This is a genomic window from Bacillus sp. URHA0034, assembly GCF_056280405.1.
Genome location: NZ_JBWCDK010000002.1, coordinates 2,403,878 through 2,428,522 on the forward strand (window position 1 = coordinate 2,403,878; position 24,645 = coordinate 2,428,522).

A 24,645-nucleotide genomic window follows, 5' to 3' on the forward strand; every position below is an offset into this window, starting at 1 on the left:
TGAAATTTCTCCAACTAATATAAATAATTATACTAGTTTCACAGGAAATTTGACATGTTTTTATCCTCCCGGAAAAAGAGAATTGGTCACTTCTTGCCAAAAGTAGTAGATTATTAATGGTATTTGTCATTTCTCCAACAATCCTGTCAGACAATGAATCACTCTGTTTTTTTTATTATAAAATAAACATGAAACACTTCTTTAACGTTATTTTGATTTATCTGTCCATTTATTTGACCTTCATTTATTCAGTGATCATTTTTGGTACAATATATCACTGTTTATATATTTAGTCGTTTTTATCTATTATTTAGTTCCCAAGAAAACAAAAAGAAACGACTCATTTCTTGAATGAATGAGTCGCTATTGCTTACTGATTTAATTTCCTTCCATTTACTATTTAGTTATCAGATACCTTGCATCTGCATTTAAAATAGTTTTAGCTTTTTCACTGATATATTCATTTAAGGATTTATTATTTAGATGGTCGATAAAGTCTTGAATATGTTTAACCGCATGATCAGATCTGCCTACGTCCAGTTGATGCTGTGCCTGATCGAGAGCACTTGTTAACTGTGATATCATTGGCCCGCTAAGCTCCTCTTGTGAAATAAAGCGATCAACTAGCTGCTTGATTGATTTAATACTAGTTGTGACCTTAAAGGAAAAGGGAACGGTTACGATATTACCTGCATGATCCTCTTCGGTAATTGTTGCTGTGAAACTTCCAAGTTGCCCCGACAAATCTATCTCCACACTCTGCGTTTGAGGATTAATCGAATAGCTTTTACCCCCGATGTTGATTGTTGCAGAGGCAATACCGGATAAATTATCGGCTGCTTTAAAGGTTAGCGGCAAATAATCATCCAAGCCTTCTCCATCGCTAAGATCCTTACCGTTTACTGACAATTCGAAATGAGGCTTAGTTTTATCCACTTTTATTATCTGCTGTTTTGCCTCTTCTATATTCCCTGCTTTGTCGATTGAACGATAAAGCAGGGAAATTGTACCTTCTCGGTTAAGAAGAATGGGCTTACTATAAGGGGTCCAGTCGCCACTTTCGCCAATCCTGTACTCTGTTTGATCAATACCGGTAACCTTATCTTCTCCACTTAAAGTAACCGTAACATCGGTATTGTACCAATTGTCTTTTTCCTTTCCATTTACCTCTGCAGTAGTAACTGGCGGCGTATTATCAATTAATTTATCTAGCACCTCAATGGCATCAATGGAGAATGAGCCGCTTACTGTTTGAACCTGAATCGTATGCTTCCCATAATCCAAACCTTTTACAAAATAAGAAGCAGCACGGTCAGCAGTTGAAGAAATACTATAATTATCGGCTACTTCTTTTCCATCAATTGTAACATTAATCTTAGATGGTCCAGTGTTACCCACAAGATTGATTCCGGTTCCAGTAAACGAGTAATTCATCGTACTGCCGGCAGAACTTACGGAATTTGTCCGATTAAAGTTGCCAAAGCCGGTTGAAGCATTTTTACTCCATGTTCCCTGATAATGGACACTTGAATCCAAATCATCTACCCTGCGGACATAAGCTGAATATCCCTCAATCGGGACGACCTTCAGGTTATCAAACTGAGTATGGTAATATCCGCTGGTAATCCCTACTTTTCCAGACATATACTGACTTGATGGATCTGTAAACTCGGCAATTTGCTCACCGTCGACATAAGCGGTAATCGTATTGTCCACAGCCTTTAAAGCTTCATTGTGCCACTTAGTGTTGTCAAACCCCTTAATCGTTCCTGATAATTTTACAGAGCCTCCTTTAAGCAGCTGGTAGGTACCATCCGTAAATACCTTGAAAATATATCCCGGATTTTCACCACCGCTAGTAATTAGATTTCGTGCAGCGATTCCAGCATAGTTAGCTCCAGTGCCCGAAGTAGCAGTATCAAGTTTAAAATCAATGCTTACCTGGTAATTAGACCAGCGATCATCTCCAAGCACAGTATCGTTACCTGGCTTAGGATTCCATTCTCCAGTTGCATGAGTACTTGAGTCGATTACTGCTTCTAGAGTATTATTGTCAGTTCCCTCTTTAACCTCAAAAGCACCGCCAATATCCGTAGTGTAACGTGGCGTATCTCCACGGCTGGCAAGGTAACCTTGCTCACTGCTGTTTAAGACCGATTCATCTCTATACGAAGTATATTTTGCATCTTTATACTCAAAATCGTCCGTATAAGGCAATGGCAGAACCTTATCATTTTTCTCTGCCTGATCAGCATCACGTTTATATTCTTTTTGTCCGCTCGTTGTTGTCAACGTAAGGATTGAATTAGGTTTTACAATATAGGTAAACGTGTAGCTTCCGTCACCATTTTCCGCAGGCGTTATGTCATCTATATGTTTCATCCAGTTTGTATCATATGCTTGTCCATAATCTGGACCCTTTGTCTCCCATACTTTAAGGCCAGTTCCGGCTTTTTTCAGGTTTTTCACCGTAACGCTATACTTACGTGGCACAGCACTGTCATTGGTGAAAATCATGGAATAGTCATCTGTGTTTGGATCGGTAAGGGTCAGGTAATTATTTGTCGTATTGCTAATAGAGTTTGCACCGGTTCCATCTCCAAAACATGCACCGAGAATATATTGCCATCCTGTCTGAGCAAAGTTCATAAATTGACGTACCATCTGAACACCAGAATCGGAATAAGAATAGCCGGACCAAGGGCTGTCTGCATGAATCAGCTCTTTAGAGGAATACTGTCCGCCATCGTAGAATGAGCCGATAGCTGGTTGAAATTCATAACGGGTCATATAGGCGCTCTTGGTATCTGTTGAATAAAACATGTTAATCAAGTGGTTTGCAGTATCAATAATACTGTTAGTACCACCCATGCCACCTGCAGGATTCGAAGAATTGACCCGATATTCAGAGAATGTCATCGGTGCTGTTCCCTCGCTATACCAAACTTCCTTACCGTATGTCTTATTCATTAGAATACTGTCAGCAGTTCCATAGGCATTATAATGCATGCTGATAACATCCACTGCATTGCGCAAATCTTGATCGTTTTTCATTAACGTTGCTATTTTTATCGTACCATTTTCATCGGAGGCAACTATTTTGATTTTGCTATAATCATAGCGTTCATCCAATTCACTATTTAGGCGCTGAGAAAAGTATTTGATCCATGCCGTATCTGGTGAACCGGTTTCATTTTTATCAGGATCAATATAGTCCATTTTTATCCCATAAGTATCATATACTGCATCAATGGTGTTCTTATACCATTTGTAACGGGCTTGGTATCCAGCATCTGTGCTAGTTTTAAATGCATCACTCACCCATTTAGGATCTGCCCAGCGAAGCGCATCAACCGTAATATTGGGATTAATCTTTTTAGCATCTGCAACTAGATGCCAATCAGCCCCGCGTAATACATTGGCCTTTTCATCGGCTGTCCGCATTGTAGCTGGTGTTGCTTCAGTTGAGGTATTTACATCAGCGCCTAACTCCACCTTTAAATGGTTGAGTCCTGCGCCTGTGGCTGGATTAAAAAGCTCATTTAAGATTTCCTCATACTTCTTTGGATTTTCGGCTTTGTAATCAAGCAGCAAACGCGAAGTTCCATTAGCGGATACCATACCAAATCCCTTAAAGTTGTTGGCTGGATTCTGATCTGCTTTGTCACCGTCAACAGTGATTGAAGTAGCTTCAAGGCTCTCAGTTGTTACCTTGATAGATGAAGATTTATCTGATTCTCCTGCCCCATTCTTTGCTGAAACCTCATAGTAATAAGTGGTATCTGGTAATACCTTATCATCTGTAAAGGTATTTGTCGTAACTTCATCCACAAGCTTATAATTGCCGTTACTGCTATCAGACCTATATACTTCGTAACTGTCCGCTCCAGGTACTGAATTCCAGTTAAAAGCTGCTGATCCGGAGGTTACTGTTCCTATTGCAAGATCAGTGGGAATAGAAGGTTTAACAAGCTTGGTGGTCACTTTCACTTCTTGACTTTTTGCCGATTCATTTTCATTACCATCAACAAATTTCATAACATAGTAATAGGTTTTACCGGTAACTAGTGATGTCTCAGTAAAGGAATCATCTTTACCAGAATAAACAAGCGAATAGCCGCTTCCGGACGTTGATGATCGATATAGATTATAACCATTTGCCCCGTTAATACTTTCCCATTTCAGAGTCGCAGCCGTGTCTGTAACACTGGAAGATGAAAGCACTGCTGGATTAGAGATTGCTTCAGTTGTTGTACTTTTTATAGAGTCAGACAAGCTCGATTGCCCGCCTTGTCCAACTGCTGCTATTTTGTAGTAATATGGCGTTAAAGGGTCCAGCCCTTTATCTGTAACAGATGTCCCATTCACGTTGGATTGAACCAAATCATAGGGCCCTGCAGCATTTGCAGCCCGGTATAGATTATACCCAGTCGCTCCATCCACAGCATTCCAGCTTAAATGTACAGTAGTAGATGAAGCTGCAGCAGTGAAACCTGCAGGTGCTGTTGTTCCTGCCCCAGTGATCGCAGTGACCTGAACATCATCCACATAAACTGGCTGCCATTTATCTCTTATCGCTATTTTACCACTAGTAAATGTATTATCGGTTGCATCAATGACAAGTGTATCCGCTCCATTATTGACGGTATAACACTTGATAGAGTTACCTGCTACTACCATTCTTAAGGTGTACCAGGTATTCTCTTTCGTGGTAAAACTGGCACTTTTAATGGTGGTACTGGTTCCGTTGATCACTTTTGTAAGGACTAAACTTGATTTTTGCATCTGTAAATAATAATAATTACTCTTATCCTTAAAGCGTGCCAAAATTCCCGGCCAAACATTTGCCGTGCTAGGCGCCTTCAAACGCATCGATACAGAATAATCTGTCCAATTGGGGCTTCCCGCACTAATAATTCCCTCGTTTGTATCTGTTTGATTCAATACTTTATTAGTTGAATCAGCAGGGTCGGTAGAAATCTGCCATACGCCAGAATCTACAGTCCAGGTAGGATTAGCGGTATAGTCACCATCTCCAAAATCATCTTGCAGAAGAGCATTAGTTATGTGTGCAGATGTTTCCGTATCTGCAAATGCAGAAATGCCTGGTGGAATAATTAAATTTGAACTAACCATGAGCGTCGCTAGAATCGAGTAAACTTTCCTCTTTCGTTTCATCTTGAACCTCCTTTAATGGATAGGAAAATATTATTTTCATTAAAATAAGCTAACTGCACAGGTCATGAGTAACTTTTTTCAGCCGGGAAATTATATTTGATAATCGTTAAAACTCATCACTTGGTCATCTATTAATCTGGTAACTTTTTCTTGTGAAGAATCATATTTTAATTCCAACCTCTCACCTTGCGTAGTTATGTAATCAATGACCAACTCATCACCTCCCTTAATTTTAAAATCCACTTTAAAACTTTCCATATAGTTTTTTAATTCTCCAATATTTTGAATGTTCAGTGATTTAACCTCGTGTGTAGTTAAAGCTTCAATGACTACCCCATTTGTATTTCCAACACTTTTTACTAAAAAATGACTGTCCTTCTCTATCAATGAAATAGGGTTAGCTAAGTGAATGGCAACATACACTTCGCCAATTTTTCCATAAAGATCCTTTTCATCCTTTAGCCATTCGCCGTTTGGAAGATATCCGACAATAAATTGAGTTTCCTTTGGTAAATCATTATATAGAGCACAAACTACATTTTTATGAAAAAGCACTTCACTATAGGGGCTTTGATGTCGCCCGTCTTCCATACTGGAATGATATCCTTCACCCGGATGAAAGAAATAAACTTGATTTATGGTATCGTTATGTTCCACCGGTAAGGAAATATCCCAGCGGTGCTGCTCATTTAAATATTCCTCTGTCCGTTCCCACATTCCCCCGATTGCAAAGGAAGAAGTGATGTAGACATAATGATGAAGTTCCTCTCGTTCCGTCCTTTCTTCTTCAGAATATAAACGGATTTGCTTTTTTATCTCAACTGGCTGATCATGATTCAATGCCCTTTCACGTATGGATTCGGGAACTTGGTAGGATAAAAACCCCGCCCCCTCTAACCGGGATATGGAAGAAGGCATTGGAAAATTACCGAACTGGATATAGTCAATAAGAGTATTATCATCCTTAGATATATCATGTGGCAGACCTCTGGAATGAGCGCCCACCCATGCTCCTTTTAAATAAAAAGCCGCCCGTTCTTTCCAAAAAAAGTTTAATAAGTCGGTTAGGACTTGCTTAATTGGTTCTTCGTGAATGTATTCTTGAGCAAAAGTAAGAGACTGAATCCGGTGCCATAACCACGGTAAAGCACCATACTCTCTGAGCCCATATTCAGTGAGATGGCGGTATAGCACTTTCAAATGGTAATAGCCATTATTCTTCATCTCATCGTCATGGAAGAATTGACCAAACATTAATTGAATAACAAATATTTTCGTTTCATGATGGTTAAATAATTCAGGGACTCTATCTTTCAACTTACTTTGATAAATAGTGGTGAGAGCATTGTTGATCTCTATGTACAAATCCTCGGAAAACGCAGCTTTAAATTTTTCGTAAAAATGTAACAGCAAACTGCCAAATAACTCGACTGGTAACGTGTTCTTTTCAGCCTTTAAAGGTACCGGGTAAAGACTTAGTGGCCAATGGCCAAACATAGGACTCTTGGGATCTTGGTCTTGAAGTTTGATGCTATTGATTAGCACCATTTCCGCTAATCTTTTAGCCGATTCCTTATCTATGGTTAAGGAAATACGGTCTTCCTCTGTTGCTGCAAAAAGATGCATGGCATAATAAAAATTATCCCGAATGTCGTCAAGAAACCAATAATGTTCTTTTATTAATGGCAAATGAAGCGCCTTTTCTGCCGCCATTGAAGTTATTTCAAGTTTTCTAGTTTCAAAACCGATGTCACTCTCCCCCTTTTTCTCTAACACTTACATGAAAAAAGCCTTTTACAAATCTAGGAAACCTATTCTTTGTAAAAGGCAGAATCCACCTTTCATAGTATACGAAGGTACTATTTTTTTAATTTCTATCTTGCCAGCCAGCCTCCGTCGACAGCTAAAATATGGCCATTCATATAATCTGAAGCTTTACTTGCCAAGAAGACAACGACTCCTTGTAAGTCTGCAGGTGTTGCCCAGCGTCCGGCAGGAATACGAGAGGTAATTTCTGCTTTCCGTTTTTCATCTTCGCGGATTGGTGCAGTATTGGCCGTTTCTACATATCCAGGTGCAATCGCATTAATTTGAATATTATATTCTGCTAGCTCGTTTGCAAAAGCCCTTGTTAACCCAGCTACAGCGTGTTTGCTCGCTGTATATGGCGGGACAAACTTTCCTCCTTGGAAAGATAACATGGAAGCTACATTAATAATCTTCCCGCTCTTTTGTTCGACCATTACTTTCGCTGCTTCCTGACTTAAAAAATAAAGAGAGTTTAAGTTAATATCCATGACAGCATCCCAATCCTCTTGCTTATACTCAAGGAGCGGCGCACGGCGGATGGTTCCTGCATTGTTTACTAAAATATCAATTCTTCCATATGCATTTAAACAAGCGGAGACAATATCTTTAATAGATTCACGATTGGTTAAATCTGCCTGAAAAAATTCGACTCGACGCCCCTCTTTCTCAATTAATTCTTTCGTTTCTTCCCAATTACGTCCATGTGTCGTAATAAAGAGATCTGCCCCTGCTTTGGCTAGTGCTACAGCATAGCCTTGACCAAGGCCTGTATTTCCACCTGTTACGATTGCCACCTTACCTGCTAATGAGAAATAATCTAATGAAAAATGCTGCAAATTATTTTCCATCAATATACCTCCTGAAGTTTATCGTAATTCTTCCATCTTTATATGATCCATATCATCATAAGTGATGTTTTCTCCACACATCCCCCAAATAAACGTATAGTTGCTAGTTGCCGTACCTGTGTGGATAGACCAACTTGGAGAAATCGCTGCTTGTTCATTTTTCATGACTAAATGTCTAGTTTCATCAGGTTTGCCCATAAAGTGGAATACACGAGTATCTGGTTCCATATCAAAATATAGATATACTTCCATTCGACGTTCATGAGTATGGCAAGGCATCGTATTCCAAACACTGCCAGGGGATAACATGGTTAATCCCATTTGAAGCTGGCATGATTCACAAACATTTGGATGGACATATTGATAGATTTTTCTTTCATTTAAAGTACCAGGTTCTCCAGCTTCAAGCGGTTTGATATTCTTGATATCAATTTTTACCGTTGGGTATGTATGATGGGCAGGAGTAGAGTTAATGTAAAATTTGGCTGGATCTTTTGAATCCTTAGAGCGGAACAATACTTGTTCTGTTCCCTTCCCTACATATAAACCATCACGACGCTCCATATCATATTCAACGCCATCCAGGATAACAGCACCTGTTCCGCCAATATTAATGATTCCGAGTTCACGGCGTTCCAAGAAGTAATTTACTCCTAATTCTTTATCCAATTTAATCGTTAATTCTTTTTCGACTGGAGTGACTCCACCAAAAATCATACGGTCAACATGGGTATAGGTTAAATGAACTTTTCCTGGTTCGAAAATCGTTTCAACAAGGAAATGGTTCCTTAAGTCTTCTGTTGTAAATCTTTTCATTTCTTCCGGATGATTTGCATAACGTGTTTCCATTTTTATCAATCTCCTTTGACATGATTTAGGAATATTCCATTTACCTTTAGCGAGCAATTTTACCAGGTACACTTTTCAACTATTGCGTAAATCTCTTCTTATAGATGTAAGTTTAGTTATCTAAATCTAATAAACTCTTTGGTATGGAAACCTGATCTTCTCCAACTGATAAGATAATTTCATTTTCTTCTATCGTACAGTTTGGTTCTGGAATCTCATCTTCAATAAACGTCCCATAAAAACCATGAATTAATAAATGCTTGCCTTTTTCCACTTTATCCTTTGCTGTTGGGATAAAGGTTTGATCTTTCATGATATTGGAATTCGGCTCACCAAATACAAATTCCAGTTCTGAATGATGACTAAAATCGATTACTCCAACCTGGTGTTCAGCACTCATCACCTTAATTTGATTGGATTCAGTCATGATTTTTTTCTGGATATGAGCACCATCATTTTCAAATCCTAAAGCAAAACTTCCATCTGCAAGATAGATAGTTTTATCCGTTTCAATCACATGGATTCGGAAATGAAACGGAGTAAATGGAACAATAATACTTCTAATTCTCACGCCTTCGTATGGATTCCAGTTTGTCAGCAAGTATTGGTCCGTAATCTGATAGGGCGATTTTTCATAGCGCATTCTGTAGTATCTTTCCGGCTCTAAACTAACCGCAAGAGTATTATCAAATGCCCCTTGCCTTAAATTTAACTGACCTTTAGAAACACTAAATCCAAACACACTTGAATAAACAAACTTTTCATATTTCGCATCGCAATGGGTGTGTGGTTCACAATGCAGTCCAGCCGTATACAATTGAACTTGTGCATTTTGATGATCCCGTGTCACATAGAATCGTGCCGGAGTGATTAGCTTTTTACTAGGAAGTTCTGGTGCCTTTGCTGAAATTGACCAAAATGGATGCTGTTCTGGCAATCCCAATAACAAAAATGTCTTTAATGCCCAATAAGGCGAACCAAAAGCATTATATCCTTCAGTAAACACTTGATTTCTATAATAATAACCTACCGTCAGCAAGCCATCATGACTGAAAATAGATTGTTTCATCCAATGCTTTAGGTGTTCCATAACCAGCCATTTCATTTCTGGATAGGGCAGAACTTCAATTTCAGCAAAAATGGCGGCACTAAAAAAGGCTGCCTGGGCAAAACGATAGGTCATACTCCGGCCAAATGGGACAGCTGCACCATTACCATCAAAGAAGCAGGCAAATGATTGGGCAAACTCTTTAGAGCGTTGCACAAAAATTCTTGCATGCGGGTCATCTTCAGCCGCTGTTTTTGCGTACACTAAACCGTAAAAATGGATGGCGAAAGGAACATAATAGTCTATTTGATCAGGATATCCGTCTACATACCATCCTTCACCCTGGTAAAATGAGTGAACGGTCTCCAGATCTTTCTCTAAGGTTTTTAAATTATAAGGTAATCCATTCAGTCGAAAACCATGATTGATTAAGATACGGAAGAAAGTCCAATTATTTCTCGGTATATCCCGATCATTGATTTGGTTTAACCACGCATGCAGTTGCTTTTGTTCTTTTTCATTAAAGTAACTTAACCACTTTTCTCCACAAATGCATAAAGCTAATCCAATAACAGCCATTTCCACAAGCCGTTGGTCATAATTATGGGTTTCCCCAAAATAATGGGGATGTTCTGGATGAATACCTTTTTTAAGTCTCGCAATATATTTTTCTAACCCTTTATACTTGGTTCCCCCTGCAAGTAACGGAACGATTCCCCAAAGTGGTCGAAATAAGGCTTCCATTTGCCGGGTTGTTTCGCTGTAATGCGTACCACCCGTATCAAACTTTAAACCAGGACCTTCATGATCAAAATGCACGAGTAGTGGGTCAAGCAGTTTTTCTAAAATATCTACTAACTCATTTCGGGCCGATACCTTTATCACTTCGACATTATTCATCTTTTTCACCATCCAACCAGGTTATCTTTAGAGTAAAATTACAGCAATTTTGATCCTTAGAAGTAAAAATGAGGGTGTAGATTGTTTCAGTTTCATTAAGATGATTGTTAATTTCTAACTCTTCTATCTCAACAGTAAATAATTCCTTATTAAAATGGATAGCCCATTGTCCATGATTCCAAAGAATAGTCTCGGAATAAACTTCCGGTTTCCTTCTTGTTATAAAATGTGTCTCATATGGAACAGGCTGCGATAAAACGTCCGTAATGGTAAGCTCCCGTTTATCAGGGAACAATGTATAAGAGCGGGTAAAATAAATGTCTCTTGTATTTGGATAGGCATCTTGAAGCTCAATCTTCACACATAGCCTATTAGAATCCTTACTAATTTCTGAAATGGCAGAGTGATAGTCTGAACCATCCCTTTGCTCCTGTTTATCCAAGCGGGGAACAGAATGGTAATAGGATCTTGCATGGGCAACCTCATATCTGTTTTCACCAAAATAATTGGCAGTATAAACTGGCGCACCCAAATCATCAAAAATTAGGCCCTCTTTATCCCCTAGAATGAAATGTCCTAAGTCATTATGATTATGAGATTCACCATTATGCCCGCCTTTTGCGGCAAAATATAGATTTGCTCGTTTAACAATTACCCATTTAGCATCTTCGATAATGAACTCTCCATTTAGTTCTAGATAGGAATTTCTTACTTCCTCATTACTCCACCACAAAATCCGGCTAACATGCCCCCAGCGATAACAGTGATCAAAGTGAAAATTCGTAACCTCACTTTCCTTTGCAGGGACAATCCCAAACTTTTTGTAAAAGAAAGCATTAAGGCTCGAAGGAATGGTCACTTGCTCTGGTGAATCTGAAAAGGGCAGGTACTTTCCCGAAGGCATAACGGCCTTTAAAGGAAATGACACAATATTTTCCCACTTTGGATTGGTAAATAAGTTTTTCCCTTCCAGTTGTTCATACATATCTGCAAAATATGTGTAATAACCTACACCGTATACCCAATAACCCATTCCTTCTACACAGGCGCCATCATCTCCATATCCGTGTAAAAAATATTCAAGCGCATTTTCTACCCGTTGTAAGATGAGGCTCTTCCTGTCCAAATCTTCCTCTACTATTAAAGCGGCCATGCCAATAGAACCGGCACAAACGGCACTCCAATTATTTGTCAGTCTTTCAAACGCCCATTCCTTTTTGACAAATGGAGTTAATACTCTCTTTTGAATTTCTGTTTTGATTATATCCATTAATGACGGTTCTAATTTATTTTTAAAAAGAACCGTACATTCTGCTAAAAAATGGGCCGTTTCCGATGCAAATAAATCAACGGTTTCATATGAATCAATATAGCTGGTTTTATTTTCATTAATGGGAATATGAGCGGGTAATGCCCAGCTATATTCCTGACAAATAGTAAAGAGCATCTCTTCAAACAGCTGTAATTTTTCTTCACTTTCTCCCCATTGCAAGTAGAGCGCTAAAGAAGCAGCATCTCTTCGTCGCTTAAAATATACATCTTCCAGCTTCTTACGATTTCCTTCTTTCAAGAATGCTAGATATCCTTCAAGCTTCGGTAAGGGGAGGGTCACATTACTAGTTAATTGTGCAACATGATGTTCTACCTGTTCTTGGAACTGTTTCGTATAATTTTTATTTATACTAAAATTCGAGAGATACTCCTCAACAGATTTCACTTTTTGGCACTTCCTTTAGAAAATTTCCATTATACAATCGGCTCATTGCAGATCACCAATGAACTATTACGCACGATCAAGAAAAAAATTAAACTCGGTAAGACCATAAAGGCAAACACAGGCTTAAATAAGAGAATGAAGATAAAAAAGCAAGCCAAAGCTGTGTTTAAAAAGGTAATATAGAATTTTTTTATTGAATAATAGAATGACAGGATGAAGAGCGTTTTTAATTTATGTTTTGTCTTTGTCATGATCACTAAGCCACAAATCACCATATTTAAAAGGAGGATCGATAAGATAATAAATAAGGGAGAAGCCATTGCAAATATAGATTTATCTATGAATACCGCAATATCAATCGTTAAAATGAATAACAGTGATAAAGTGATTGTCCATAGAAGGATAGAAGACGAGAAATTCCCCTTATAAAACTTCCAAAAATCTTTGGTTACACTTATATCTTTTTCTACTACAATTTTATTAAGAGATGCCATTAGTGCTGCCAAGGCAGGTCCCATTGGAATAAGCGTGATAAAATAATAAATCATATTGGATGGAACAAATTGTAACGTAGACAGAGCCAAAATAAAGGGTATATTAGCAATCGCAAAATACAAATTTAACATCAAAAACCAATAACCGTAATTAAAAATGGCAGCATATTGGAAATGTGACAGGTTCATTCGAAACATCAGGATCAACCTTTCATGCCAGTAGTCGCTATTCCTTCGATAATGTATCTTTGTGCAAAAATGAAGATAATGGTGATCGGTATAATCGAAACTAAAGATGCCGCCATAATCAGCGCATATTGTGCATCATATAAAGTGACAAACATGCGTAAACCTAGCTGAATTGTTTTCACTTCTGTTGAATTCAAGTAAATAAACGGTCCCATGTAATCATTCCAAGTATTGACGAAGGTTAAAACAATCAGGGTTGTAAGTGCTGGTTTGGATAATGGCAGGATAATCTTGAAGTAGATTCCATATTCACTTAATCCATCTACACGGGCAGCTTCACTTAATTCTTCAGGAATACTCATATAGAACTGTCTCATTAAGAAGACACCAAACGCACTAAATGCTTGTAATAAGACTAAAGACCACAATGAATCCGTTAAATGAATATCTCTCATCATAATAAACTGTGGAATCATATAAGCCTGCCATGGTACCGCAATCGTCCCAATATAAGCTAGGAAAAGAGTGTTTCTCCCCTTAAATCTCATCTTAGAAAAACCATATGCCGCAAAACTACTAGTCAATACTTGAATAAAGGTAACGACTACACTTAAAAAGATGGTATTTTTAAAGAATGTTAAAAGTGGAATTTGGTGCCAAATTTCCACAAAGTTCTTCCATTGCGGTTTTGCAGGAATCCATTGAATTGGGATACTAAATACTTGATTATCCTGTTTTAACGAGGATGAAATCATCCAGAAAAAAGGAATTAAAACCAATAGAGATAAGATAAGTAAAAAGATATACGTAATGGTATTCCCTATATGCTGCTTTGTACTTCGAGACATTCCAGGGCTTTTTGCTGTTGCATCCAATGTTTTCACTCCCTAATAGTCTGTATTTTTTTCTTGAATGCGGAATTGAATAATCGTGATTCCTAAGACAAGAACGAATAAGATTAACGCGATCGCAGAAGCATAACCAAAGTCATATTTGACAAACGCTTGATTATAGATTTGATAGACCAATACGTTAGTAGCCCGGCCTGGTCCACCCATTGTCATGACTTGAATCAAATCAAATACTTTAAAACTAGAGATTGTTAACATAATTAATACTAGGAAGGTGGTCGGAGCAAGCATTGGTAAAGTTACATGTCTAAATTCATGCCATTTATTGGCCCCATCAATTTTGGCAGCCTCATATAACTCTTTTGGTATACTCTGTAATCCCGCTAAATAGAGGACCATATAATAACCCATACCACGCCAAACACTTACGATAATAATAGCTGGCATGGCCCATTTGGACGAAGATGTCCAGCCTGGCGGATTTTCAATTCCAATCCAGCGTAAGAATTCATTGATAAGCCCCATATCTGGATGAAATAACATATTCCATACAACTGCAACGGCTACCAAGGAAGTTACATAGGGAAAAAAGAGCGCCGCCCGGAAAACCCCGATTCCACGGATCTTCTTATTTAGCAGAATGGCTAAAAGCAAAGCACAGATTAATGTTAATGGGACGGTACCGATGGTATAGTAGACAGTGTTCCAAAGGGAAATCCAAAAAGTAGTGTCATGAATCATGGTTTTGAAATTTTCTAATCCAACGAATTCAGGAGCTGAAAATGCATCCCATTTCATAAAAGCGATTACGAAGGAAGCTACTACAGGGATTAAGGTAAAAATAAAGAATCCAAGGAAATTCGGGGTAATAAAGGACCAGGCAACTAATGTGTTTCTTCTTTTTCTTTTCTTTTCGGAAACCACTTTAATCGCAGGGGAGTTAACTACCACGTTTGTGTTTGTATTACTCATATTGTCCCACCCTTTCTAATTGGCGGTTCTCTCCTTTCAAAAGAAGCATTTAAAAAATGGGACAAAAGCTGAGATTAGTAATCTCTATACCTATTTACTTTTGTCCCGCCATGTTTAATTACTTATTTAAAACTTCAGACTTAACACGTTTTCCCATTGTTTTGATTCCTTTGTCAATACTGTTTTCACCAATCATGATTAAGTCATGCTCTTCATTTAAAATTTGGTCGATGGCAGCAGAGTTTTTGTCCATTGGCATTTCAATATTGACAAAATCAGGGTTAAACGCTTTCTTAGAAAGTTCATCGCTAGGCATACCGGCAACCTTAAAGTAGATATTATTAATTTCATCTGTACGATAAGCTGGAACTACACCAACACCTGCGACGACTTTTGCCCCTTCCTCACCGGAAGCCCATTTAACAAATTTTTCAGCTTCTTTACTATGGGCTGCGTTCTTATTTACAGCGAAAGCTGTTGGCGAACCCCATGATTTAACTTCACCTTTTTCTGCTTGAGGCAGTGGAGCAATTGCCCAATCTACATTAGTTTTTCCAGCATTTTTCGAATTAAGAACACCAGCCATGTACCAAGTACCCATTGGAAGCATAGCCGCTTTTTCGGTTTCAAATTGTGAAGCATACGTAGTATTAGTTGATTTTGCCGTTCCATAATCTAATACACTCTTATCTTCCTGCATACCTTTAAAAACCTTATACATTTTGGTTAGGAAGCTATAGTCACCTTTGATCAATGCATTTGGTTTTCCTACTTCTTGTGCCGCTGCGGTTGCATTTGTAATCGATCTCCAAACATGGTTATAAGCGCCATATACTTTTGTATCTCCTGAACCAGAAGTTAATTTCTTAGCTGTTTCTCTATACTCATCCCATGTTAAATTTTCAGGATACTTTACGCCTGCTTGATCAAATAGTTTTTTATTGTAATAAAGCACCCAAAAGTCATTACGATATGGTAAAGCGTAGATTTTTCCATTGGCATCTTTCATATTCTCTAACATGCCCTGATATTTATCTCCATCTAGGCTTTTAGCGTATGTAGTCAAGTCTTTTAATTGACCGCGGTAAGCATAGTTAGAATAACCGATCAAGTTTTTCATTGTTAAAACATCAGAATCATCGTTACCAGCCAGCATGGTTGTTAATTTTTGATCATACTGTGCTGCTTCAATATCAACTGGTTCAATTTTTACATTCGGATTTTCTTTTTGATATGCTTCAAATAATGCTTTAAATTCAGGTGTTGTATCATAGTTCCATACCGTTACCTTTAAGGTAACTTTTCCATCTGATCCTTTTTCTGTTTCCTTTGATGCGGTATCTTTAGAACTACAACCCGCCATTACACTACTGAGCATAAGTAATAGTACAAATATTAAAGCGAAATGCTTCTTCATAATTTACCCCCATTATTTCATTTTTTTAATTATTTTTACTCTTTAAGCAGTGCTTACTGTAAATAAACTAAATCTTGCTAAAGATAAATTCCTTGTTTGACCTAAATCAATGCATTTTTCATTGAATAAGGGACTTTCATCTCCCTTCCGATTTGATTAATCAATATTGAAAGCCTTTACAAGTAAAAGATTAACAAATTTTCGTATCCTACCTATAAGAATAATTTTACTTGGTGAGTGAAAATTTTGACTTTTATCAGAACAAAAGCGCAAGCGCCTTGAACAGCCCCGACAAGCATAAGACGCTCAGGGAAAGAAGGCGTTCTTTGCCTTCATCATTCCCTGAGTGGCTGTAGACCATCGAGGGGCTAGGCGCTGGAGCTGGACGGCAACAGACCTTTTATTAACAGTTATCAACAAGCGAAAATTTAATCATTTCCTAAAACGATAAAAAAAAGAACTTTGTTTATCTCTTTCGAGAAAGACAAAGTTCTTCTTGTTATTATCCCACTTCTAAAGATTGATGCTGCGATTGATGAAGTTTCCAATAGTAACTCTTTTGGTTTAATAATTCACGATGTGATCCTTCCTCAATGATTCTGCCTTTGTCGATGACAAGGATACGGGATGCATTTTGAATCGTTGAAAGGCGGTGAGCAATTATAAAAGAGGTCCTTCCGGCAAGTAAGATCTCAAGCCCTTTTTGTAAGGCCAGTTCTGTTTCCGTATCAATGGAAGAGGTAGCCTCATCGAGAATTAAGATTTTAGGATCAGCCAAGAGTGCGCGGGCAAAAGAAATCAACTGTCTCTGTCCGGTAGAAAGCCTTGTGCCTCTTTCGTTGACCTCTGTTTGGTACCCTTCTGACAGACCGCTGATGAACTGATGAGCCTGGACCGCCTTCGCCGCTGCAATTACTTCTTCGTCGGTAGCATCAAGCCGGCCATAACGGATATTATCCATTATTGTTCCAGAAAAAATAAATGGATCTTGGAGCATGACGCCCATTTGCATCCGTAAAGACGGAATGGTAACCGTACTGATATCAACTCCATCGATTTCTATTTTCCCGCTGCTTACATCATAAAAACGGCTGAGCAAACTGACAATCGTTGTCTTTCCCGAACCGGTTGCACCGACAAGTGCTATTGTTTCACCAGGTTCTACACAAAAATTTATATTCTTAAGGATTCTTTCCCCTTCTTCATATTCAAACACAACATCTTTAAATTCAACTTTCCCGTTGATCATTGGAAGCTCGACAGCATTTGGACGATCTTCAACTGTCGGACGTTCATCGATCATCTCAAAAATTCTTTCCAAATAGGCCGTCGCATTGATAATGGCATTGTAGAAGTTCCCAATATTGGCGATTGGGGTCCAAAACATACCGATATAGCCAACAAAGGCAACCAAAGCACCGACGGTTACTCCTTCACCTATCTGAGATATTCCAAAAACATAAATGACGGAAGTCGTAAGAATCGAAATGTTTTCAATTGAAGGCCATAGTAAGAACTGGATTCTAACCGCTTTCATCCACGAGCTTCGATAGCTTTCCGACACGTCTTTAAAAATACGCTTATTTTCTTCTTCCCGTGTAAAGGCCTGAGTCACTTTGATGCCATTGATGCTTTCATGAATATACGCATTCATATTGGACTGCTTGTTACTTAATGTTTGCCATGCCTTTCGCTGTGCATTTTTAATCAGGAGAATGACGCCAGCAAGGATCGGAAATCCGAGCATCGCCATAAGTGTTAGCTTTACATCAATCGCTAACATAAAACCAAAAATAACGAAAAGGCTAAACAAGTCCGTAATCAAATTAATTAAACCGTTTGATAATAAGTCACTTAAGGAGTTAACATAGTTAACCACCCTCACTAAAATCTTCCCATGCGGTCTGCTGTCATAAAAGGAGAAAGACAACTTTTGTAAATGACTAAACAAATCTTTTCTAATATTGAGGATGACACTCTGGCCTATCTCCGACATCATCCGAATTCTGTACTTCATGCAAATTCCCGTAATAACAAGAGCACCAAGATAAATACCGGCAAGGAGCAGTAAATTACCCACATCCTTGTTAGGAATACTATCGTCAATGGCTCTTTTAATCAAATATGGGCCAATTAAATTGGCTCCGCTGGCAATCAGCATAATTAAAACGGTAAAAATGATCTTTTTTCGATAGGGTTTTAAATAAATAAGCAATCGTTTTAGATGAACAAAGCTAAACGGTGATTCCAACTCTTCATCCACATCAAATTTATTGCGCGCCATTGAGATAGATCACATCCTCGCCATTGTACTGACCATCGAAATTTCCATTCTGGTTCATAAATACCTTATAGTAATAGCCTTTTTTCGCAAGCAGCTCTTTATGCTTTCCTCTTTCAATGATATTGCCATTTTCCATTACAAGAATTAAATCGGCCTCTTTTACAGAAGAAATCCGGTGAGCAATAATAAAACAGGTCTTCTCCTTCAGTAACGACTTTAACGTACGTTGTATGCGAAGTTCTGTTTCCATGTCGACAGCCGATGTTGTGTCATCAAGAACCAGGATGGATGGATTTTTTAAGAGTGCCCGTGCTAACGCAATCCTTTGCCGTTGGCCGCCTGAAAGACCCACGCCCCGTTCGCCAATAATCGTATCGTAACCATCTGGAAGATTGATGATAAAATCATGTGCCTCTGCCATTTTAGCAGCAGATTGAACCATTTCGAGAGTGGCATCTGGATTCCCATAGGCAATGTTCCCCTCAATCGTATCGGAAAATAGGAATATATCCTGCATAACCATTGCCATACTATCTCTCAATTTAGGAATATCCCAATCTTTCACATTAATCCCATCTACTTTAACTTCCCCGTTCGTTGTATCATAAAAGCGGCTTAACAGGTTTACCAATGTGGATTTACCTGCACCCGTTGGGCCGATAATCCCTACTGTTTGACCAGGTAGCACCTTATAGCTGATATCACTAAGAACCTGTTCATCACCGTAACTGAAGTACACATGGTTAAACTCGACTACCCCATTCATCTGTCTGATATTAGCTCTAGTTGCTTCATTAGTGATTTCAGGCTGGGTATTTAACAAGTCTTCTACTTTTTCAGCTGAAGCAATAAACCGCTGGACATCATTGATTAACCAGCCAGCCATCCGCATTGGATTATTTAACGCCCAAATCAAGGAATTAAATGTTACTAATTCACCAAAAGTAAGTGAGCCATTAATAACCATAATCCCTCCAACTAAAATCATTACAACCGTCAATACACCTGCGAGTGAATCGAGAACAGGCAAATACTTTTCCCAGACTTTTGCAGAATCAAGACTTTTTTTCTTAAATGCTTCATTTTCGACTGAAAATTTGTCAATTTCGTAGTCTTCCTTGGCAAATGCCTTTACAACCCGATTTCCACTAATGTTTTCCTGCACCACTGAGTTTAGTCGTGCAAACTGTCCCCTGATTTCTGTAAAGGTGGGTTTAACCGTAAAGGATAGACGAGTAGCAAAGAAACCAATAATCGGTGTTACCGCTATCATTGCGAGGGCCAACAATGGGTTAATGTAGAACATAAACCCAACCGCAATTAGTAAAATGGTTAGATTTTCGAAGATCATATAAATAACCCATCCCGTAAAATGCCTTACGGCTTCTAGATCCCCGGTCATGCGGGCCATAATATCTCCCGTTTTAGTCCGATCGAAAAAACTAAAATCTAATTGCTGCAGCCGCTCATATAACTGTTGTCTTATTTTGAATATCACACTTTGTGAAACTTGTTCAAACATTAATTGATAACTATATCGAATGACCGTCTTGATCACGGTTACCCCTATCATAGTCCCTAAAAACGTCCATAATAACTTGTTCTGATGGCCATAAATTACCTTATCGACAATTTTCCCTGCAAAATATGGGTTTAACATGTTTAACACGGAAACAGCTAATGCCAGAAAAAGACCACTAAATAATTTAATGCGGAAGTCCCTAATATACTTCCACACCCAACGCATGCTTTGCATAATGCACGTCCCCCCTCCTACGCCCCTGTACCAAAATACATTAAAATAAAAACATACATGAACCTATTATATTGTTATTATTAAAGAATAAAATATAAAATCATAACAAAAAATTGCACAATCCTAACATGTGAGGTGAAATGAAATGCTTCAATTAATCGCTCCGCCCTTACCAACACTTCTTGCAGCCGGCAGGAATACCCTTGATATCGGTCAATCGCATATTAATAGGAATAATATTGGAGTTTTTGATTTATTAGTGGTTACAAAAGGACAATTGTACATGGGGGAGGACTATCGTAAATACAATGTTTGCAGAGGAAATACACTTATCCTCTACCCAGATCGGTACCATTTTTCTGTTTCACCATGTGATCAAGTGACCGATTTTTTTTGGTTTCATTTCATTTCTTCTAAAGGGTGGCAGGATCTTACCATTTCTAAACCTGTTCATTACGAAGAAAAGGCAGCAGAAGATTGTGGTAACTTTTTATTCGAGAGTCCGTTTGGTATAACTCTGCCCAAATATTGCAAGACAACCAATCCAGAAGCTGTTGAGCTACTTTGCTCAAAAATTATTTCAGCAGAAAACGAGTCCATTTACTCTGGAGAATGGCAGCGGCAAATCCTCTTTCAGCAATTATTACAGGAACTTTCAAATCATATGCACTTGGCGAATTCTCTGCCTGCATTCGCGGTAGCAGAAAAGGCAGCTGTTTATTTACGGAAAAATTATGCAAAAAAAGTTACCTATGAAGACCTGGGCCGGGCTCTCAGATTTCATCCAAACCATATTGCCAGATGCATGATTCAGTCATTTGGGTGTACACCGATTGAGTATGTCAATAAAATTCGGATTGATCAAGCAAAGATATTACTAGTTTCCACAGATTGGAGTATTGATCGGATTTCAGAAAGCAGTGGTTTCACACAATCTGCCTATTTCAGCAGGATCTTCAAAAAGCTGGAGCATTTATCTCCCCATCAGTTTCGAAAACAATATGTTGGAAAAATCCCTAAATAAATCGTAAAGAAAACAATGAGGACACGCCCTAGTTTTGTTTATCACTCAACTAGGGCGCGTCCGTTTTACTTTATCCTTGCTTTTGATTTGTCTTCTTTATTTTAATAAAAGGTTACTAGATAATGATATTAATCTATTTGCTTGCCCTTCCGTAATGGATTTTCCGCTTTGTGCCGACAGCTCATTCACAAATGCTTTAAGTTTGCCAGCCACTGCCTCTTTATTTCCTCCAGCTGCAGCTTCTTTTGCTGATGCAAGTTTCGCTGTAAGTGAATGCGCTATTCCCTCGTCTGTAATAAATGTCTCAGTTAAGCGGCTTAGACTATCAAAATCAACATTTACTGTAAATTGAATTTCAGCTTCCGATGTATTCCCTGCATGATCTGCAGCTTTTACTGTAAATTTATTTACACCAACACTATATTCGTATGCTGGACCATTAATCGCCGGGCAATCAATGGATGCAACTCCGGATAAATCATCGTTCGCACTGCAGGAGATGGATATGTTTCCATCAACAGAATAGCTTTCTTCATTACCTTTAACCGTAATGACTGGAGCTGTTGTATCTTCTTCCACAATCATAATCCAGCTGATTTGCGGATCTGGTGATCCAGGTACCCTGCGAACAGTCAAATCAAGTTTCCCATCCGTTACATTCACATGTTGATAGCTTAAGACATCATAGGAGCTTGTAAATACATATCCCTTGGTTTTTGTTTCATTATTAATCAGAATATCCGCTTTACGGCTTCCCTTAGTCGATGTATACCAGCGATCATAAAGACCAGTATATACGGTGTATTTGCCATCCTTTATATCAAACTTATAGGAAAGATCATCGCCAGAATTCGCTAAAAGGTAGCGTAATGAAGAAAATAAATCATCACCTTCCCCACCGGCAGGTCTTGTTTGATCACCAACATATCCCCAACTCTTGCCATTTGCTGGATCATACTTCTGATCAGTAACCTCTTTGTTTATTAGTGTATTCTCCATATAAGAAGACCATGTCACGTAATCACTGGTTTTCACTCCGCCTGCATGGATAAAATATCTTACATGATCCGGAATAACTAAGATTTTTGTTCTAATCACTTTATTTGCTAACTCAGAAAGCGTGCCTTCAACAACAACACTTCCCGGCTTAGAAAAACTTTCAGGATTTACCGCCCATGTTACTGGTGTATCCAGCTTTTCCCCCTCTGAATTCGTCACGTTAATCGCATTCGGTAAAGCGGGAACTTGACCAACAGAAACCTTCTCAGGCAGTTCCGTATTGATCGTGACTTTCCCCATTCTGTCTAATGTATCGAGTTTCCACTCGTCATACCATTGCAAACTCATTTCATCATCCTGACCAAACTCAATAGGCAGCCATATATATCGTGAATCCTTTAAATCACTCGCCTTCCATCTGTCAGCCATAAAGATAAATTTTCCCTTTTTAGCATCGACGGGAATGACATCGGTACTTTGTGAATCAAATGTGGTTGAAGCTTTGTCCCCTATCGAAGGATCACGCAATGGCTTCCAATCTCCAAAAATATTATCCGCTACTGTGTACCTTGCTGGATTAGGGTCCCAGCCGGTAGCCCCAGATGTAATTAAATAGTATTTTCCTTGATATTTAAACATAGCCGGTGCTTCACGCTGCGCCCCTGGAAAGACCCTCACATAATCCTCACCATACACTGCTTTGTACTCAGTATCACGTTGTTTATTTCCATCCTTATGCCAGCCAACCACGTCCGTATAGGAATCATTTAGCTGTGAAATATAAATGGTCCTATTTTCTTCGCTGGAATAGATCAAGTATGCAGTACCGTCGTCATCCTTGAACAAGTTCATATCACGGGCCATCCCCGGCTGGTCAGGCTGTCCATTATAAACAGCATCCTTTGGTGCTCGATCCATCCGATTGCTTTCTTGGTAAACGAACGGTCCTGTAGGAGAGTCACTTAATGCATAACCCGCTTCCGCTTTTGCATACATCGCTGTCGATGTAGTCGAAGGACCATCGGTATGCATCCACATAACATATTTTTTGGTCTTTTCATTGTAGATGACTTTAGGTCTTTCAATTACCCGGTCTGTGCCAATGTCATTTAGAATATCGGCCTTGTCCTTTCTGCCTTCATAAAGCTTCGAGATTAATGGGTCGGCTTCAAACTGGCTCATTGATTCAATCGCAGTAAGCGCTAAGCCCTCATCTTTCCAGTTATATAAATCTGTAGAAGAATAAACCCTTACACCCCTGGCAGGAAGATATCCATTCGTTTTATCTTCACCGTACCAGTAATACTTCTTTGTTTGTTCGTCATACATAATCCCGCCGCCGTGCGCCTGAATCGGAGCACCGTTTGTATCTGTCCATACTTGCCCGGGTTTATAGGAAATGTTCGGAGCGTATACCATAAGCCCTGCCAATGCAGAGTCTAGATTTTTTATCGCTGTTCGGATTTGCTCCTGAATCGTTTTATTCTCACTATCTAACCCGTTTTCTTTGATACTTTTAACCAGCGCAATTGCTTGTGTGATGGCTTTATTTAGTGACTCTAGGCTGAATTGGGTATAGATAGCTGTTTTTTCCGCCTCTTTCTTCGCTGTTTCTATGTTGGATTCTAAATCTGATAGAGGTATTACTACGTAATTTTTAATAATGATATAGTTTACTAGTGGGTCATTATAGTTTGATAATGCAGCTGTGGCAGGTCCTTGGATCCTGACGTCTAAAACTCCATCCGTTACCGAAACCTGTTGGTACGTGACCTCTTTTTCAGCGTTATAGCTTCCAATATCAAAGTCTCCGTTTGATAAATTCTGTCCCTCACTGATGATATTCACACTTCGGCCACTCCACGGATTTTTGAATCCTAATGTAAGATCATATTGACCATTTGGCAGTTCGAACTTATACTCTAATGCCTTATCCCGAACCTGGGAGCCGTTATAATATCGAAGCGATCCTAATTTATCAGCACCATTAGAGACACTCGTACTGCTAGTGGTGGTTACTAATCCCCATTTTTTTCCCGTAACGCTGTCTACACCGTATTTTTGCTCTGTTTTACTAGCATACAACCCCATTTTATCGTTACCTTCGACCGTATCGGTGGTCGGGTCACCTGCATTCACAAAATAGAGCACGTTATTGTCCACGGTTGTCCCCTCCGCATAAACATGTCCGGCTGAGGAAAAAATCGGGCTGGTAACGAGTGAAGCTGTCAAAATGGACGCTAAAACCTTTTTCATTTTAAACAACAAGATTCCTCCTTACTTAGTTCATTTTTCTTTTGTAGTACAAGA

At 38.8% G+C, this 24,645-nt stretch carries 14 protein-coding genes; 1 reads left to right on the forward strand and 13 read right to left on the reverse strand.

Annotated features, from left to right (window positions below; all coding sequences use genetic code 11):
• Positions 1–396: 396 nt before the first annotated feature.
• The 12 genes from ACZ9EE_RS13590 to ACZ9EE_RS13645 form a co-directional block, all read right to left on the reverse strand.
• Positions 397–5,178, reverse strand: a complete 4,782-nt coding sequence (locus ACZ9EE_RS13590; protein ID WP_476027840.1) for an FIMAH domain-containing protein — start codon at positions 5,176–5,178, stop codon at positions 397–399.
• A 90-nt stretch (positions 5,179–5,268) separates the two neighbouring features.
• The gene (locus ACZ9EE_RS13595) at positions 5,269–6,954 is read right to left on the reverse strand and encodes a hypothetical protein (RefSeq protein ID WP_476027842.1); all 1,686 of its coding nucleotides are present in this window, start codon (positions 6,952–6,954) and stop codon (positions 5,269–5,271) included.
• Between the two features lie 98 nt (positions 6,955–7,052).
• Positions 7,053–7,835 (reverse strand): 2-dehydro-3-deoxy-D-gluconate 5-dehydrogenase KduD, encoded by a 783-nt coding sequence (gene kduD, locus ACZ9EE_RS13600; protein WP_476027844.1) that lies wholly within the window; start codon positions 7,833–7,835, stop codon positions 7,053–7,055.
• 18 nt (positions 7,836–7,853) lie between these two features.
• Positions 7,854–8,684: a 5-dehydro-4-deoxy-D-glucuronate isomerase gene (kduI, locus tag ACZ9EE_RS13605; RefSeq protein ID WP_476027846.1), complete on the reverse strand. Its 831-nt coding sequence runs from the start codon at positions 8,682–8,684 to the stop codon at positions 7,854–7,856.
• 112 nt (positions 8,685–8,796) lie between these two features.
• Entirely contained in the window at positions 8,797–10,632 is a 1,836-nt protein-coding gene (locus ACZ9EE_RS13610; protein ID WP_476027848.1) for a DUF2264 domain-containing protein, read from the reverse strand.
• Positions 10,625–12,349 carry a heparinase II/III domain-containing protein gene (locus ACZ9EE_RS13615; protein ID WP_476027850.1) on the reverse strand — a complete coding sequence of 575 codons (1,725 nt, stop codon included), beginning with the start codon at positions 12,347–12,349 and terminating at the stop codon, positions 10,625–10,627. The genes ACZ9EE_RS13610 and ACZ9EE_RS13615 overlap by 8 nt, the downstream gene beginning before the upstream one ends.
• 29 nt (positions 12,350–12,378) lie before the next feature.
• Positions 12,379–13,041 (reverse strand): DUF624 domain-containing protein, encoded by a 663-nt coding sequence (locus tag ACZ9EE_RS13620; protein WP_476027852.1) that lies wholly within the window; start codon positions 13,039–13,041, stop codon positions 12,379–12,381.
• 5 nt (positions 13,042–13,046) lie between these two features.
• Complete coding sequence (locus tag ACZ9EE_RS13625; RefSeq protein ID WP_476027854.1) at positions 13,047–13,907, reverse strand: carbohydrate ABC transporter permease; 861 nt, start codon at positions 13,905–13,907, stop codon at positions 13,047–13,049.
• Positions 13,908–13,919: 12 nt separating this feature from the next.
• Positions 13,920–14,855, reverse strand: coding sequence for a carbohydrate ABC transporter permease (locus ACZ9EE_RS13630; RefSeq protein ID WP_476027856.1), 936 nt, complete (start codon positions 14,853–14,855; stop codon positions 13,920–13,922).
• Positions 14,856–14,973: 118 nt separating this feature from the next.
• The gene (locus tag ACZ9EE_RS13635; protein WP_476027858.1) at positions 14,974–16,272 is read right to left on the reverse strand and encodes an ABC transporter substrate-binding protein; all 1,299 of its coding nucleotides are present in this window, start codon (positions 16,270–16,272) and stop codon (positions 14,974–14,976) included.
• A 502-nt stretch (positions 16,273–16,774) separates the two neighbouring features.
• Positions 16,775–18,556: an ABC transporter ATP-binding protein gene (locus tag ACZ9EE_RS13640; protein WP_476027860.1), complete on the reverse strand. Its 1,782-nt coding sequence runs from the start codon at positions 18,554–18,556 to the stop codon at positions 16,775–16,777.
• Positions 18,543–20,312: an ABC transporter ATP-binding protein gene (locus tag ACZ9EE_RS13645; RefSeq protein ID WP_476027862.1), complete on the reverse strand. Its 1,770-nt coding sequence runs from the start codon at positions 20,310–20,312 to the stop codon at positions 18,543–18,545. The genes ACZ9EE_RS13640 and ACZ9EE_RS13645 overlap by 14 nt, the downstream gene beginning before the upstream one ends.
• Positions 20,313–20,457: 145 nt before the next feature.
• On the opposite strand from ACZ9EE_RS13645, the gene ACZ9EE_RS13650 reads away from it, so the two are divergent.
• Entirely contained in the window at positions 20,458–21,336 is an 879-nt protein-coding gene (locus ACZ9EE_RS13650; RefSeq protein WP_476027864.1) for a helix-turn-helix transcriptional regulator, read from the forward strand.
• A gap of 96 nt (positions 21,337–21,432) precedes the next feature.
• Here the strand turns inward: ACZ9EE_RS13650 and ACZ9EE_RS13655 are convergent, their stop codons facing one another.
• Positions 21,433–24,591, reverse strand: a complete 3,159-nt coding sequence (locus ACZ9EE_RS13655; RefSeq protein ID WP_476032953.1) for a family 43 glycosylhydrolase — start codon at positions 24,589–24,591, stop codon at positions 21,433–21,435.
• Positions 24,592–24,645: the final 54 nt, after the last annotated feature.

What these genes read in the sequence shown, in the direction of transcription:
- ACZ9EE_RS13590 (WP_476027840.1), bottom strand. Translation starts at nt 5,178, where the DNA reads ATGAAACGAAAGAGGAAAGTTTACTCGATTCTAGCGACGCTCATGGTT.
- kduD (WP_476027844.1), bottom strand. Translation starts at nt 7,835, where the DNA reads ATGGAAAATAATTTGCAGCATTTTTCATTAGATTATTTCTCATTAGCA.
- kduI (WP_476027846.1), bottom strand. Translation starts at nt 8,684, where the DNA reads ATGGAAACACGTTATGCAAATCATCCGGAAGAAATGAAAAGATTTACA.
- ACZ9EE_RS13610 (WP_476027848.1), bottom strand. Translation starts at nt 10,632, where the DNA reads ATGAATAATGTCGAAGTGATAAAGGTATCGGCCCGAAATGAGTTAGTA.
- ACZ9EE_RS13620 (WP_476027852.1), bottom strand. Translation starts at nt 13,041, where the DNA reads ATGTTTCGAATGAACCTGTCACATTTCCAATATGCTGCCATTTTTAAT.
- ACZ9EE_RS13630 (WP_476027856.1), bottom strand. Translation starts at nt 14,855, where the DNA reads ATGAGTAATACAAACACAAACGTGGTAGTTAACTCCCCTGCGATTAAA.
- ACZ9EE_RS13635 (WP_476027858.1), bottom strand. Translation starts at nt 16,272, where the DNA reads ATGAAGAAGCATTTCGCTTTAATATTTGTACTATTACTTATGCTCAGT.
- ACZ9EE_RS13640 (WP_476027860.1), bottom strand. Translation starts at nt 18,556, where the DNA reads ATGGCGCGCAATAAATTTGATGTGGATGAAGAGTTGGAATCACCGTTT.
- ACZ9EE_RS13645 (WP_476027862.1), bottom strand. Translation starts at nt 20,312, where the DNA reads ATGCAAAGCATGCGTTGGGTGTGGAAGTATATTAGGGACTTCCGCATT.
- ACZ9EE_RS13650 (WP_476027864.1), top strand. Translation starts at nt 20,458, where the DNA reads ATGCTTCAATTAATCGCTCCGCCCTTACCAACACTTCTTGCAGCCGGC.
- ACZ9EE_RS13655 (WP_476032953.1), bottom strand. Translation starts at nt 24,591, where the DNA reads ATGAAAAAGGTTTTAGCGTCCATTTTGACAGCTTCACTCGTTACCAGC.